Source organism: Enterobacter sp. EC_50, assembly GCF_019584525.1.
In the GTDB taxonomy this organism is placed as follows: domain Bacteria; phylum Pseudomonadota; class Gammaproteobacteria; order Enterobacterales; family Enterobacteriaceae; genus Enterobacter; species Enterobacter roggenkampii.
Map to the genome: position 1 here is coordinate 255,215 of NZ_VDAF01000001.1, position 14,895 is coordinate 270,109.

Consider the following 14,895-nt stretch of genomic DNA (forward strand, 5'->3'; position numbering starts at 1 on the left):
TTGCGGTCAGATGGCGCGTATCCTCGCAGATCTCGCGGTCCGATGCGACAATTTAATCGGTTCTTCATCGGGCGGCGGGTCGGGCATCGGCTGGGGACGCGGGATGGGATCGGGCATAGGTACCGGATCGCTGGGGATAGGATCGGATTGACGCGATTGTGGCAGTAGCAGAGCGTTAAGGATGCTCATCATTCCCTCCATAATTTGCTGTCATCCCTTTTAGGGTAGACGCTCAGAATCAGGAGGCAAAAAAAAGCCGACTATGAAGTCGGCGTCGTACGAATCAATTGTGCTATGCAGTAATTCAAAAAAGGAAGTAAGACAATATGGAGCGCAACGCCCATCGCTTGACGTTGCATTCACCTGCGGGAGTAATATTGCACCTTACGGGGTATATGTTTATTGACTTCGCTCAATTAAAAGAGCGTTTTAATCCCGGAAAAAGATGAAAAAAGCGTAAATTTACAGCCATTTACTACGATGCAACCACCATGCAACACCCCCAATCAAAACAACTAACATCACGCAAAACGCCGTAAAACCGTAGCGATAAGCGCCACCCGGAATTCCGCCCAGGTTGACGCCAAACAACCCGGTCAGAAACGTGCTCGGTAAAAACACCATCGCCATCAGGGACATCGTATAGGTTCTTCGCGCCAGCGACTCCTGCATCACCTGCGCGATTTCGTCCGCCATCACCGCCGTTCTGGCAATACAGGAATCAATTTCATCCAGCCCGCGGCCCAGCCTGTCGGCAATATCCTGCATTCTGCGCCGATGATCGTCGTTCATCCAGGCGAGCCTTTCGCTGGCCAGCCGCGCATACACGTCGCGCTGCGGCGTCATGTAGCGGCGCATAACAATCAGCTGCTTGCGCAATAAGGCCAGAAAACCGCGCGGCGGGATCTGCTGATCGAGCAGGTTATCTTCCAGGTCGATGATTTTGTCGTGCAACTCTTCAATAAACTCACTGGCGTGATCGGTAAGCGCGTCACAGACATCCACCAGCCAGCTGCCGCAGTCGATCGGCCCCGTGCCCTCTTTCAGATCGTTGACGATGTCATCCAGCGCCAGGACCTTACGCTGTCGGGTGGAGACAATCAGCCCATCGTCCATATAGACCCGCATCGCCACCAGCTGATCCGGACGTTCATCCGTGCTGCCGTTAATACAGCGGAGGGTAATCAGCGTCCCGTCACCCATGCGGCTTACGCGGGGCCGCAGACTTTCACCCGCCAGCGCATCGCGCACGTTATTGGGCAAGAGCGGGGTCGACGCCAGCCAGTCAGCGCTGTCCGGATGGGTATAGTTCAGATGCAGCCAGCAGGGATGCGCACTGTCGATCACATCATTATCTTCCAGCGGTCGGGCACCGCCGCGGCCGTCCAGCACCCACGCAAAAACTGCGTCAGGAACGTTAAGTTCAGATCCTTTAATGCTTTCCACAGCACCTCCACCTTTTTAACTCTTTCGGTGTCAGTCTAGCTTTCATGAGGGGTTAAGCAACAACTATGTATTCCATCGCGCTGAAATCGCTCGGGAAATGAGCTGGGTGGGCAAATGTATGCAAAAAGCCTGGCATGCCAGGCTTTGTGTCGCTTTCAGAGAGAGTGCTCTGGCTGCTGGAGGAAGGAGGGTGAGCCGGTCGGTAATGGGGACGAAGACCCGTGATCCAATCTGAAATTCCGGGTGCGGGCCTGGAGTTCAATCACCTGATTGCGCAGTACATCCGAGGAGCCGTTGAGTTCCTCCGCCATCGCCACGTTGCTTTGCGTGACCCGCTCCAGCTCCGATAGCGCCAGCGTGATCTGGGAAATACCTTTCTCCTGCTCAGACGTCGACGCGGAGATTTCATCCATTAAGCGACTGACGTTTCCCGAGCCCGTCACGATTTCATGCATATTCTTCTCTGCCTGCGACACCACGGTCGCGCCCTGCGTGACGTTACTGCTGGTGACTTCAATCAGCGCTTTGATATTCTTCGCGGCCTCTGCGCTGCGGTGCGCCAGGTTTCTGACCTCTTCCGCAACGACAGAAAAACCTTTTCCATGGTCGCCCGCTCTTGCCGCCTCAACGGCCGCGTTGAGCGCCAGAATATTGGTCTGGAACGCAATGCCGTCAATCAACGAAATGATCTCCGTCATCTGCTGGGCGCATTCGGTTATGGACTGCATATTGTTGGCAACCTGCCCCATCAGCTCCCCGCCCTTACGCGCCTGCAGCGTCGCCATATTCGCCTGTTCACTCGCCAGGCGGGTGTTATCGGCGTTATTTTTAGTGCTCGCCGCCATTTGCTCCATGCTGGCTGCGGTTTGCACTAAAGACGCAGACTGCTGTTCGGTTTTTACCGAGAGCTGAGCGCTACGTGTCGAGAGCTGATCCGATAAGGTCATGGCGGTTTGCGATGACGCCCTGATCTCACGCACCAGCGTCGCAATGTTGCCGGACAGGCTGTTGATCCCGGGAATGAGTCGCCCCGCACAGTTATTGCCAAACTCCGGGATAGAAACCCCCAGGTTGCCGGCAGTCACCTCTTCAATACTTTTCTTCACCGTATTGATCGGCGTCACAAGATACCGGGTCATATAGACCCAAAGCAAAAATAGCGCAACGAAATTGATAGCGTTAAGGGAAATAAAGAGAGAGGGCTTGCTGGAAATTAGAACAACGACACCTGCGTTTACCAAAAATAGCGATAAAAGGAACCCGATAATAAAGGTTCGGACACTAATATTTCTTAGCATGATGATACCCACATTTTATATTTTGGTCGGCATCTAGACTTATAGCATTGGCACAAACGTTTTTCCTCGGAAACTTCACGGGTTTGTTGTTTCGCCGTTAGCAACCTGGGATTTAGCTTAAGTCAGATGAAAAAAGCGTATTAGTGAAAATGTTCTTCGCAGCATGCTGTGATACTGGTCTGCCGCCACGTTAAGCGATACCATCCGCTGCGGCGAACCGATACAATCGCCGTTATATTTAAGGAGCTTTGCTACTTTTATTCGCTCTTGTTTAGCAATGCTTAATACGTTAACAAAGAGAATATATTTTATATTCTTAATGCGATGTAGAGTATTAATATGACTGGTCATGCTTCACGATAAATAACTAATATTGTTTGAATGCGCATGTTCGTTGCCAGATTAAGATGTGCCCGGCAGGCGAAATCGGTAACCCTCTCAGGCGTGGGATTGCATAATGCTCAATATATCGTGGGACCCTGTGTTAATCGCTATCTCTTATCTGGTGGCATTTATCGCCTCCTTTGTGGCGCTGGACAGTGCCGGAAAGATCCCCCTTTCCAGCCGAAAGGCTGCCCTGTTCTGGCGCATTGCCGGGGGTATGACGCTGGGGATTGGCATCTGGTCGATGCACTTTATCGGCATGCTGTCGATGCAGATGCCGATGATGATGCGCTATGACCTCTGGTTAACCCTTGCGTCTCTGGGCGTCGCGATTATTGCGTCGACCACGGCCCTTGATATTGCCGTCGCGGGAAAAAAACGTTCTTCGTTTCGACCGATCGTTGCCACGGCTATCCTGAGCGCAGGCGTGGTATCTATGCACTATATCGGTATGGCTGCCCTGATGCTGGATGGCAGCATTATCTGGGATCGCCGTATTGTGGGGTTGTCGGTGGTCATTGCCGTGGTGGCGTCCGGCACGGCGCTGTGGCTGGCTTTCCGCCTGCGAGACAAAGGGGTTTTTATCGAGCGCCTTCTCGCCGCCCTGGTCATGGGTGCCGCCATTTGTGCGATGCACTATACCGGCATGAGCGCCGCGCATTACCCGGAAATGTCGCATACCCTCCCCGGCGGGATCGGCGAGCTGGGGTTATCCATCTGGGTTTCTGTCACCACGCTCTGCCTGCTTGGCGTGATGTTAATTATTTCCCTTATCGATTCTCACCGTCGCACCGGCCGGCTGACGGATAATCTTCGACAACTCAATCGGCAGCTTGAGCTCCAGGCGCGCTTTGATGCGCTCACCGGACTCGCGAATCGCCATCAGATGGATCTCCGCATGCAGGACTGCCTGCGCAGCGCGTTGCTGAGCAACAGGCAATTTGCCGTTATTTTCCTGAACGTCGATCACTTCAAACGCGTCAACGATACCTGGGGTCACAGCGTCGGCGATGAGTTATTGATCACCGTCGCACAACGCATCACTTCCCGGCTCTCGCGTGAGATGACCCTGGCAAGGCTGGGAGGAGACGCTTTTATCCTGCTGGTGCCGGAATGTGACGACGACAAACTCAACGCCCTGCTCGCGTCGCTGCTCGAGGATGTGCGACGTCCTCTTTCGATCTGTGGTCATACGCTTAACACGACAATGAGTGCGGGCGTCAGCCTCTATCCTCAGGATGGCGAAACGCTGCATGAACTGAAACTCAAAGCAGATGCAGCCCTGCATCACGTCAAAGACGACGGCCGCAACGGCTGGGCGCGTTACAGAACCGAGATGTCGACAGCAATCCCGGCAAAACCCGGTTTTCTTCAGGAGCTCTCTCAGGCGCTTGAGCGCGATCAGTTTGAACTGTGGTACCAGCCAACCTGGTATGCGCAAGAGAAGACTATCCATGGTTTTGAAGCCCTGCTGCGCTGGCGGCACCCTGAGCAAGGCGTTGTGCTGCCTGGTCTGTTTATCCCCTCGCTGGAGCAAACCGGCTTAATTATTCCGGTGGGCAACTGGGCCATTGAAGCGGCATGTCGACAGCTGCATTTCTGGACTGAACAAGGGTTCAGCCAGTGGACGTTATCGCTCAACTTATCCCCCGTCCAGTTCGAGCAGCCGGACATTTTCCACATCGTATCGTCGATGCTGGAAAAATATAACTTGTCCCCGTCCAGGCTGATCCTTGAGGTCACGGAGAGCACCGCGCTGAAAAATCTCGACCGCAGCATTGAGTTGCTCAACGCTTTTAATCATGCGGGGATCACCGTCTCGATTGATGATTTTGGTACGGGCTACTCCAACCTGCTGATGCTGAGCGTGCTGCCGGCAAAAGAGCTCAAGATCGACAAAAGCTTTGTAACGTCGATGCTGGAAAATGAAAAAACCTACAAGCTGGTTGAAACCATTATGAGTATCGCCCGCACCATGGAGATGAACGTGGTGGCAGAAGGGATTGAAACGGAAGAACAGCAGGCGGTTCTCACCCGTCTCGGCTGCGACTACCTGCAGGGTTACCTCTTCTCCCGCCCCTTACCTGCCGAACAGGTGCCGTGGCTGCTTCTGCAGATAAACTCAGAAAGGCAAATTATCCCCCTTAATAAAATTCAAACGGACGCCGCATTTATTTCACAAAAAAACCATGCCTGACGGGGTTTAGTAGAGTATGTTTCAAAGCAGAACACACGAGTCACGTCTGTCATGATTGTCAGGCGTATTAAGCCGATGAACAGGAAATGCCTATGTCGCAAAACGGTTTTGAAGCGCTGAACGTCATTAAAACACCCGTGTGGCTTATTTCACCCGTTTCGGAAGAGATCATTTTTGCGAACGTGGTCGCAACGCAGCTTATGGGAGATAAGACGCTCGATCAGCTGCGTAAAGGCATCTATTCCGCGAATGCACAAGCTCTCCTGTCGATGTATGTACCAGAACTGAAAGCCGAGCAGGAGATCGTCGAAATCTGGACAATAAGAAGCCGGGATGGGCTGGATACGCCGTTAAGCTGTCGTCTCTCGCTTGCCCGTTACGCCCCCTGGGGAGATGTGATTGTCTTCGAGGGGATCGCCCAACATATCCTCTCAGGACTGAAGGCCAGCCGCTCCGCAACCTACCGGCGAAAAAAACAGGGGTTTTACGCCCGTTTTTTTCAGACCAACAGCGCGCCGATGCTGTTAATCGATCCTGCCCGCGATGGTCAGATTGTTGATGCCAACCTGGCTGCGCTCAATTTTTACGGTTACTCGCATGATGGTATGTGCAGCAAGCATACCTGGGAAATCAATACCCTGGGGCGAGACGTTATGCCCATTATGACCGCGATTGCCGCGCTGCCCGGCGGCCATAAGCCGCTCAACTTTGTTCACCGCCTTGCCGATGGTTCCACCCGCCATGTTCAGACGTATGCCGGACCCATTGAGATCTACGGTGACAAGCTGATGCTGTGCATCATCCACGATATCACCGAGCAAAAAAGACTGGAGCAAGAGCTGGAACATGCCGCGTTACGTGACTCCATGACCGGGTTACTCAACCGACGCCAGTTCTACGCGATTACCGACGCCAACAATCTGAATAATCGACCTGCCCAGCAGCAGTTTAGCCTGCTGCTGGTTGACACCGATCACTTCAAAAACATCAACGACCTGTTTGGTCATTTGAAGGGCGATGAGGTGCTTATTGCCCTCTCCCGAACGCTGGAAGCCTGTAGTCGGGAGAACGACATGGTGTTCCGCTGGGGGGGCGAAGAGTTCGTCATCCTGCTGCCGCATACCTCTCTCGACACCGCGTTGCAGATTGCCGAGTCGATCCGTGCAGCCGTTGCCCGCATTACGATTCCGGGCTTACCACGGTTTACCGTCAGCATTGGCGTGGCGCGACATAACCCGGGGGAGACGATTGATGAGCTGTTTAAGCGTGTAGACGATGCGCTGTATCGCGCTAAAAATGATGGGCGCAATAAAGTCCTTGCAGCATGAAACTGGAGTATACGGGAAAGCCCCGCTACAATGCCTGCCTCGAATAAATTAACGTCAGGTGGGTAAAATCTGCAATGGGCAAAACAGAAATAATACTCACCTTAATTATTTTGCTCCTTATTATATTTGGCTTCTGGTTTATTTTTAGCGGGGAAATCTGGTATCTCGTCGAGTATCTCGAAAATAGTCTTTACCCGACCTTCGACGCCCCTTAACGCACGTTTAATATCGTGTTTCACCTACCGAATTTGTCAGGTATCTGCCAGCCTGACGGCCGCGTAAGATACGCGTCGTTATCCTCCAACTACGTTGATAACGAATCATTTATTCACTTGCTTATGTTGCCCGTGCTCTGACGGGCTTTTTTATTTCCGGCATTTCAGCCACGCCAGGCTATATCTTAATCATCTTTAATGACAAGGGAGAGAAATGATGAGCAAGAAGATCCTGATGCTGGTTGGCGATTACGCCGAAGATTACGAAACCATGGTGCCTTTTCAGGCGTTACAGATGGTTGGTCATCAGGTGGATGCCGTCTGCCCCGACAAACCGAAGGGCGACTACATCATAACGGCAATCCATGATTTCGACGGCGCCCAGACCTATAGCGAAAAACCCGGTCACCGCTTTACCCTCAACGCCGACTTTTCCGCCGTAAAGGAGCAGGACTACGACGCGCTGCTCATCCCCGGCGGGAGAGCGCCCGAGTATCTGCGGCTAAATGAGGATGTGTTAAAGCTGGTACAGGCGTTTGACGCCGCGCGCAAACCGATTGCGGCGGTGTGCCATGGCCCGCAGCTGCTCGCTGCCGCGGGCATCCTGAAAGGCCGTACCTGTAGCGCCTACCCGGCCTGTGCTCCTGAGGTCCGTCTCGCGGGGGGACACTATGCCACGATCGGCATCGATCAGGCACATGTCGACGGCAACCTGGTGACGGCTCCCGCGTGGCCCGCCCATCCGCAGTGGCTGGCGAAGTTTAATGCGTTGTTAGAATAATACGTTCCGGTCTTATCGCTGCCGAAAAGCACAGCGCGGTATCATCCATGGCAAAACTGGCGCTCACGTGCGCCAGTTCGCATTAACCATCAGTGCTTCTCAATATACATCGTCCGGCTATACGCCACGTCTTCCGGGTTATTAATCGGATACCCTTTCACCCACGGCTTAATCAGACGGCCGTTGGTGTACTGGTAAATAGGCGCGATCGGCGCTTTCTCCATGAGGATTTTCTCCGCCATGTTGTAGTCCGTATTACGCGCTTTCGCCGTGGTTTCGAGCGTCGCCTGGTGGATAATTTTATCGTAAGCCGGATCGTTGAAGCGCGAGATATTGCCGCTGTGGGTAGAGGTCAGCAGGGACAGGAAGGTCGAGGGCTCGTTGTAATCCCCCACCCATGACGCGCGGATCACATCAAAATTGCCGGTGTTGCGGCTGTCGATGTAGGTTTTCCACTCCTGATTTTGCAGCTTGACATCCACACCGAGGTTTTTCTTCCACATGGACGCCACCGCAATGGCGATTTTCTGGTGGTTTTCCGACGTGTTGTACAGCAGGTTCAGCTTCAGCGGACGCTGAGGGCCGTAGCCTGCGGCCTGGAGCAAGGTTTTGGCCTGAGCGTTCAGCTCCTGCTGGGACATCTGCTCAAACGGCGAAGGTTCAGGCGTGAAGCCCGCCGTCACGTCAGGGGTGAAATGCCAGGCCGGTTTTTCGCCGGTACCCAGTACCTTTTCCGCCATAATGCGGCGATCGATAGTCATGCTCAGCGCAAGACGGACCCTGGCATCGGCCGTCGGCCCCTTTTGCGTGTTAAACGCGTAGTAATAGGTCCCGAGCTGAGGCGGCGTATACACCTGGCCAGGAATATCCTTCAGGAGCTTCTGATACATGTTTTTCGGGAACGATTCGGTAATATCGATATCCCCTGCCAGATAGCGTTTCGTGGCGGACGATTCCTGATTAATCGGAATAAAGGTCACTTTTTGCAGGACAGTTTTCGCATTGTCCCAGTAGTGGGTGTTCGGCACGACAACCAGTTTTTCATTCACCACGCGCGCGTTCAGAACGTAGGCCCCGTTACCGACCAGCGCTCCTGGACGCGTCCACTCTTTCCCGCTTTCAACATTGGCTTTTTGCACCGGATAGAAGGCGAAGTTTGCCGTCAGGTTGCTAAACCACGGTAGCGGTTTATCCAGCTGGACGCGCAACGTTCTGGCATCCACCGCCGTCACGCCCAGGGTATCTGGCGACGCTTTACCATCAATAATGGCCTGCGCGTTGCTGATGCCTGCCAGCGCCGCAAACCAGGCAAACGGAGAGGTCGTTTTCGGATCAACCAGACGCTGCCAGCTGTAGACAAAATCCTGCGCGGTAACCGGCGTACCGTCAGACCATTTTGCGTTATCGCGCAGTGTGAACGTCCAGATTCGGTTATCGTTGCTCTGCCAGCGCGTCGCCACGCCCGGAGTCAGTTCCCCTTTCTCATTCTGATTTACCAGCCCTTCGAAAAGATCGCGAATCACCTGAATCTCTGGCAACCCCACCGCTTTTGCGGGATCGAGCGAAGCCGGTTCGTCTTTAATGTGTCTGACCAGCTCCTGTTTTTGCGCCAGCACCGTGCCCTGTGGCACATCAGCAGCGTATGAGAGTGAAGAGAGTCCGCACAGGCACAGTGCGGCAAAAAGACGCGAAACAGGATGCTTCATAAGATCCCCTTTAAAAAATTCAGGTAAAAAGCAGATGCGTAATTATTTGTTTCGACAGTAAGAAATGCAAACAACTTACGCCTGAATAGTGATTTAAGGCAATTCTCAGCCGTTAAGGAAACTATTTGATTAACAGCGGCTTTTGCACAACACTGCCTGTAGAGACTTCGTTATCAGGATATCGTATGGCAACCACCCGACCCCGCGCGGAACGCGGCGCCTTCCCTCCGGGCGCTGAACAATATGGCCGCTCATTTTTAGGCGCATCGCTGATCTGGTTCCCGGCCCCCGATGCCGATCGCGACAGCGGTTTGGTTATTGCCGGCACGCACGGAGATGAGAACTCGTCTGTCGTCACGCTCTCGTGCGCGCTGCGGACGCTGACCCCGGCATTGCGACGTCACCACGTGATTCTTGCCGTGAATCCGGACGGCTGTCAGCTGGGATTACGGGCGAATGCGCGAGGAATCGACCTGAACCGTAATTTCCCTGCGGCAAACTGGCGCGCAGGGGAAACGGTATATCGCTGGAACAGCTCCGCCGAGGAGCGGGACGTGGTGCTGCTCACGGGCGATAAACCCGGATCGGAGCCGGAAACGCAGGCGCTGTGCCAGCTTATCCATAAGATCCACCCCGCCTGGGTTGTCTCCTTTCACGATCCGCTGGCCTGTATTGAAGATCCGCGCCACTCTGACCTGGGCGCGTGGCTGGCCCAGGCGTTCGCCCTCCCGCTCGTCACCAGCGTGGGCTATGAGACACCCGGTTCATTCGGCAGCTGGTGCGCCGACTTGAGCCTGCCCTGCATCACCGCTGAGTTCCCGGCGATCTCCTCCGACGAAGCCAGCGAAAAATACTTAAAGGCCATGATGGAGCTTCTGCGCTGGCAACCTCAGAGGTGAAGTACGCCGCTGGTAAAATTAAGCGCCGGTGAAACGTCAACGGCCAGCCACGTCGGGCCATCCAGATCGGCGAAACGGACCTGATTGACCAGCGGCAGCGCCGCACCGATCGCCCGCGAGGTGCAAAGCATGCATCCCAGCATCAGGGCGAACCCCTGCGCCCGGGCGTCCGCCGCCAGGGCCAGGGCTTCAGTCAGTCCGCCAGTCTTGTCGAGTTTGATATTGACCATGTCATAGCTGCCCTTAAGCGCGCTCAAATTCTCACGGGTATGACAGCTTTCATCCGCACAGACGGGCAACGGATGGATAAAATTCTTCAGCGCCGCATCCTCTTTTGCCGGCAGAGGCTGCTCCAGCATCGCCACGCCCAGATCGGCCAGCAGCTGGCATCGCGCGGCCAGCCCTTCGGGATGCCACGACTCGTTGGCGTCAACAATGAGCGTGGCTGACGGCACCGCCGAGCGAATGGCGACCATCCTCTCGCTGATCAGACGATCGTCGAGCTTCACTTTTAACAGCGTGGCCCCGGCGTCATAGAGCGCTTTCGCACTGGCGGCCATCTGCTCGGGCTCCCCAATCACGACCGTTTGCGCGGTCACGACGGACTCCGGCACGACCACGCCCAGCAATGACGTCAGCGATTTTTGCTGCTTAGCGGCTTCAAGGCTCCAGAGCGCACAGTCGATGGCGTTGCGCGCCGCCCCGGCGGATAAACGCTGCTGTAACGCGTCACGCGTGAGGCCTTTTTGCAGGTCAGGTACCAGGGTCATGATCTGCGCCATCACGGATGCCAGACTTTCCCCATAGCGCGGGTAAGGCGTACATTCCCCGACGCCTTTAAACCCCTCTTCTTCGATTTCAACCACGACCACGCTGGCTTCACTTCGGCTGCCGCGAGAGATCACAAACGGGGTATGCAATGGCCAGGCTTCTTCATAGACCTTAACGCTTCTCATCACTGACTCCTTGCGGCCCGGAAAGGCGAAAAATTTGGTTTGCCGTGTTATCTGCTGATGGCATACACTAGCCACGACGTTAACTATATGTAAACAGGAAGATATCTATGTCACAACTCGTTCATTTCCAGGGCAACCCGGTTGCTGTAGCAGGTTCCATTCCGCAGGCTGGCAGCAAAGCGCAGGCTTTTACTCTGGTGGCTAAAGATCTGTCTGACGTCACACTGGCTCAGTTTGCGGGCAAACGCAAAGTACTGAACATTTTCCCAAGCATTGATACCGGCGTTTGTGCCGCATCCGTGCGTAAATTCAACCAGCTGGCGACTGAAATGGACAACACCGTGGTGCTGTGCATTTCCGCTGACCTGCCGTTTGCCCAGTCCCGTTTCTGCGGTGCCGAAGGCCTGAGCAACGTTATCACCCTTTCCACCCTGCGCAGCGCTGATTTCCTCGAGAACTACGGCGTCAGCATCGCGGAAGGCCCACTGAAGGGTCTGGCAGCACGTGCTGTACTGGTTCTGGACGAAAACGACACTGTCGTCTTCAGCGAACTGGTTAACGAAATCACCACCGAGCCGGACTACACTGCCGCGCTGGACGTGCTGAAAGCATAATAAGTCCTTAGCATTCTATACAACTTATTCTCAACCTCGCCACGGCGGGGTTTTTTATTAGAAAATAGCTGAATCGTTAAAGCTAAAATATTCATCGATCACAAAAAGCATGCAATAAAGACAGCAACATGTAACTTACGCGTGATCATTAGCGCATTCTAATTGTTAAAATCACCTAATTTTAACCTCAGTGAAGCCCATCACATTTCCCTTTTTGTCTAAACATTAGATTTGCTTACGAAAGTAAATAATCGTTTCAGCAAAAAGGATAAAATATGAAGATCAAATTCGCTTTTACGCTCCTGGCGGTCCTGGTTTCTGGCCATGCCGCGGCTAAAACCTGGGTGCTGACAAGTGCTGAAAGCAGCGTAGAGAAAGGAAACTGGAAGATTTCGAGTGATGAGCTGAAAGTTAAAGATCAGACGTTCAGCATTGAGCAAAAAGTCTTGCACGGCGGCAAGCAGGAAGGCAGTAAAGTCATCATTATTAGCAGTAAAGATGGCCTGACGATTACCCTGAGCCCGACACGCGGCATGAACCTTCTGCACGTTGAAGGGTTTGGCACCCGACTGGGGTGGGATTCCCCTGTCAAAGAGGTCGTGAATCCGGCTTATATCAACCTTGAGAGCCGCAACGGTCTCGGCTGGCTGGATGGTTTCAACGAGATGATGGTGCGCTGTGGCTACGAGTGGACAGGTCACCCTGTCACGGCGGACGGGCAAATTTACACCCTGCACGGCAGAGCCGGGAATACCCCGGTATCGCAGGTGGAAGTTGAGGTGGCGGATGCCGCCCCGCATGAGATCCGCGTTCGGGGTTTGATCAAAGAGAGCACGTTCAAAAAAGCGGATCTGCAGACCATGACCGAACTGCGCTACGTTCCCGGAACCAACCAGTTCAGCCTGCATGATGTTCTCACTAACCATGCCGATTACCCTCACGATTACCAAATCATCTATCACAGCAACTTCGGGACGCCGATCCTCGAAGAAGGCGCACGTTTCCTTGCGCCAGCGGCGAGCGTAAGCCCATTCAATGACTACGCCAAAGCGGGCGTTAACGACTGGCAAACCTATGCCGGGCCGACAAAAGGCTTTGATGAGATGGTCTTTAACATTCAGCCGCTCGCCGACAACAACCACGAAACGCTCGCGGCGGTGGTCAATAAAGCCGGCGATAAAGGCGCATCAATCCAGTTTGATACGCGCCAGCTGCCCGTGCTGACCTTATGGAAAAACACCGATACGCTGAAGCAGGGTTATGTCACGGGCATTGAACCGGGCACCAGCTACGCCTACCCCGTTACGATTGAACGCCAACAGAAGCGGGTTAAGCAGCTGGAGCCGGGTGCCAGCGCGCAGTTTGATCTGACCTATACCCTGCTCCACAGCCCGCAGCAGGTGAAAGAGGTCGAAAGCAGGATTGCGTCGATACAGGGCGAGACAAAAACAGACATCGTTAACACGCCGTTGGCGAAGGAATAAAACAAAAGTAAAAAGCCTCTTTGCAGAGGCTTTTTTGTTATTCGTCACCTTTCTTATGATTCAAACCATACTCACGTAGCTTATTGGCGATCGCGGTGTGCGAGACGCCCAGGCGTTTTGCCAGTTTGCGGGTGCTGGGATAGCTGCGGTACAGCTGCGTCAGCACAGAACGCTCGAAACGGCTGGTGATGTCATCAAGCGACCCTTCCATCGCCTCTTCCCCTACCGATACCGTTCCGGCGTCGTAATCCGGCAACAGGATATCCTGCGGGCGCAGCTCATACCCTTCAAGCTGGGTCAGCGCACGATATACGGCGTTTTTGAGCTGACGAATGTTCCCCGGCCAGCCGTAGCGCATAAGCACCGTGCCCAGATCGGCTGACAGCTTCGGACGAGGAACCCCCTGCTCATCGGCAAAGCGGGCGACGAACAGCTCCGTAAGCGGCATGATGTCCTGCGGACAATCGCGCAGCGGCGGAATATTCAGCGTCAGGACGTTAAGGCGGTAATAGAGATCTTCGCGGAAGATCCCCTTTTGCACCAGTTCCACCAGGTTCTTCTGGGTGGCGCAAATGACGCGCACGTCCACATGCACTTCGTGATCCTCACCGACGCGGCGGAACGTGCCGTCGTTCAGGAAACGCAGCAGCTTAGCCTGCATACGCGGCGACATTTCGCCGATCTCGTCCAGCAGTACGGAACCGCCGTTAGCCTGCTCGAAGAACCCTTTCTTGCCCTCCGGCGCGTGACCAAACAGCTCGCTTTCAACGGCATCTTCCGGGATAGAGGCACAGTTAAGTGCCAGATAAGGCTTAGCCGCACGCGGGCTCGCCAGATGCACGGCGTGAGCCAGCAGGTCTTTCCCGGTGCCGGTATCGCCGGTAATCAGCAGCGGCGCGGTCAGGCTTGCGAGCTTACGCGCCTGATCAACCACATGACGCATTTTCGGGCTGACGGCAATAATCTGGCTGAATGCGCCAACGTCCTGACTGGAGAGGTTTTGCAGCTGACGACCCATGCGTAGCGTCGAGCGCAGCATGATCACCGCCCCGGTCAACACGCGGGTATTCCCTTCCCCTTTCAGATAGACCGGCGTGATCTCCATCAGGAAATTCTGCCCGTTAATCACCACATGCTCGCTGTGCGTGTTCTGCGGATTGCTGTCCAGCCAGCGCTGGAAGTTAAAACCGGGGATCAGCTGCGCGGCGTGATGATTGCTCAGCTTCTCCTGGCTCTGCGCGAAAAGCTGGCAGCTCGCGTGGTTAACGCGCTCAACTTTGCTTTTCAAATCCAGAGAGAGGAACGGTTCAGGCATGGCTTCCAGCAGCGCGCTCAGCGCCAGGTGCTCACGCTCGGACGGCATCCAGGGAATGGTGCGTACATCCGTAACGCCAGCGATACGGCGGATTTCCGCCATCAGGCTGCTGAAGGTATTAAATTCAATTTCGGCAAAATTGAGGTAAATTCGCCCGACAGGATCGATCTCAATGCCACGTAAATCAATGCTACGTAAAACAAGAAGATCGAGTAATTCGCGGGTCAGACCGAGACGGTCTTCACAGAAGACTTCAAGACGCATGGGAAATT

At 54.4% G+C, this 14,895-nt stretch carries 13 protein-coding genes; 7 read left to right on the forward strand and 6 right to left on the reverse strand.

Translation table 11 applies throughout. The features are described 5' to 3' along the window. Positions 1-6: 6 nt before the first annotated feature. The 3 genes from FHC48_RS23425 to FHC48_RS01180 all read right to left on the reverse strand — a co-directional run bounded on the left by FHC48_RS23425 (position 7) and on the right by FHC48_RS01180 (position 2,744). A complete protein-coding gene (locus tag FHC48_RS23425) occupies positions 7-171 on the reverse strand; it encodes a hypothetical protein (RefSeq protein ID WP_304665500.1) in 165 nt (54 codons plus the stop codon). A 291-nt stretch (positions 172-462) separates the two neighbouring features. Beyond that, complete coding sequence (zntB, locus tag FHC48_RS01175; RefSeq protein ID WP_023292275.1) at positions 463-1,446, reverse strand: zinc transporter ZntB; 984 nt, start codon at positions 1,444-1,446, stop codon at positions 463-465. Between the two features lie 155 nt (positions 1,447-1,601). After that, the gene (locus tag FHC48_RS01180) at positions 1,602-2,744 is read right to left on the reverse strand and encodes a methyl-accepting chemotaxis protein (RefSeq protein WP_023292274.1); all 1,143 of its coding nucleotides are present in this window, start codon (positions 2,742-2,744) and stop codon (positions 1,602-1,604) included. A 457-nt stretch (positions 2,745-3,201) separates the two neighbouring features. On the opposite strand from FHC48_RS01180, the gene FHC48_RS01185 reads away from it, so the two are divergent. The 4 genes from FHC48_RS01185 (at position 3,202) to FHC48_RS01200 (ending at position 7,649) form a co-directional block, all read left to right on the forward strand. After that, on the forward strand, positions 3,202-5,325 hold the full coding sequence (locus FHC48_RS01185; protein ID WP_008501262.1) for a bifunctional diguanylate cyclase/phosphodiesterase: 2,124 nt from the start codon (positions 3,202-3,204) through the stop codon (positions 5,323-5,325). A gap of 92 nt (positions 5,326-5,417) precedes the next feature. Further along, a complete protein-coding gene (locus tag FHC48_RS01190) occupies positions 5,418-6,653 on the forward strand; it encodes a sensor domain-containing diguanylate cyclase (protein WP_059364479.1) in 1,236 nt (411 codons plus the stop codon). Between the two features lie 74 nt (positions 6,654-6,727). Next, complete coding sequence (locus FHC48_RS01195; RefSeq protein WP_059364481.1) at positions 6,728-6,868, forward strand: Ecr family regulatory small membrane protein; 141 nt, start codon at positions 6,728-6,730, stop codon at positions 6,866-6,868. Positions 6,869-7,085: 217 nt separating this feature from the next. Further along, a complete protein-coding gene (locus FHC48_RS01200) occupies positions 7,086-7,649 on the forward strand; it encodes a DJ-1/PfpI family protein (protein WP_008501260.1) in 564 nt (187 codons plus the stop codon). An 89-nt stretch (positions 7,650-7,738) separates the two neighbouring features. Here the strand turns inward: FHC48_RS01200 and FHC48_RS01205 are convergent, their stop codons facing one another. Next, positions 7,739-9,355, reverse strand: a complete 1,617-nt coding sequence (locus tag FHC48_RS01205) for an ABC transporter substrate-binding protein (protein ID WP_059364483.1) — start codon at positions 9,353-9,355, stop codon at positions 7,739-7,741. Positions 9,356-9,540: 185 nt separating this feature from the next. Between FHC48_RS01205 and mpaA the strand changes: the two genes are divergently transcribed. After that, entirely contained in the window at positions 9,541-10,254 is a 714-nt protein-coding gene (mpaA, locus tag FHC48_RS01210; protein WP_059364485.1) for a murein tripeptide amidase MpaA, read from the forward strand. Here mpaA and ycjG read toward each other — a convergent pair. Then, on the reverse strand, positions 10,245-11,210 hold the full coding sequence (gene ycjG, locus FHC48_RS01215; RefSeq protein ID WP_045334856.1) for an L-Ala-D/L-Glu epimerase: 966 nt from the start codon (positions 11,208-11,210) through the stop codon (positions 10,245-10,247). The two genes, mpaA and ycjG, sit on opposite strands and share 10 nt — an antisense overlap. A gap of 107 nt (positions 11,211-11,317) precedes the next feature. On the opposite strand from ycjG, the gene tpx reads away from it, so the two are divergent. Continuing rightward, positions 11,318-11,824, forward strand: a complete 507-nt coding sequence (tpx, locus tag FHC48_RS01220; RefSeq protein WP_008501256.1) for a thiol peroxidase — start codon at positions 11,318-11,320, stop codon at positions 11,822-11,824. 275 nt (positions 11,825-12,099) lie between these two features. Next, positions 12,100-13,308, forward strand: a complete 1,209-nt coding sequence (locus tag FHC48_RS01225) for an aldose 1-epimerase family protein (RefSeq protein ID WP_059364487.1) — start codon at positions 12,100-12,102, stop codon at positions 13,306-13,308. Between the two features lie 37 nt (positions 13,309-13,345). On the opposite strand, the gene tyrR is transcribed toward FHC48_RS01225, so the two are convergent. Beyond that, the gene (tyrR, locus tag FHC48_RS01230) at positions 13,346-14,887 is read right to left on the reverse strand and encodes a transcriptional regulator TyrR (protein WP_008501254.1); all 1,542 of its coding nucleotides are present in this window, start codon (positions 14,885-14,887) and stop codon (positions 13,346-13,348) included. Positions 14,888-14,895 lie beyond the last annotated feature (8 nt).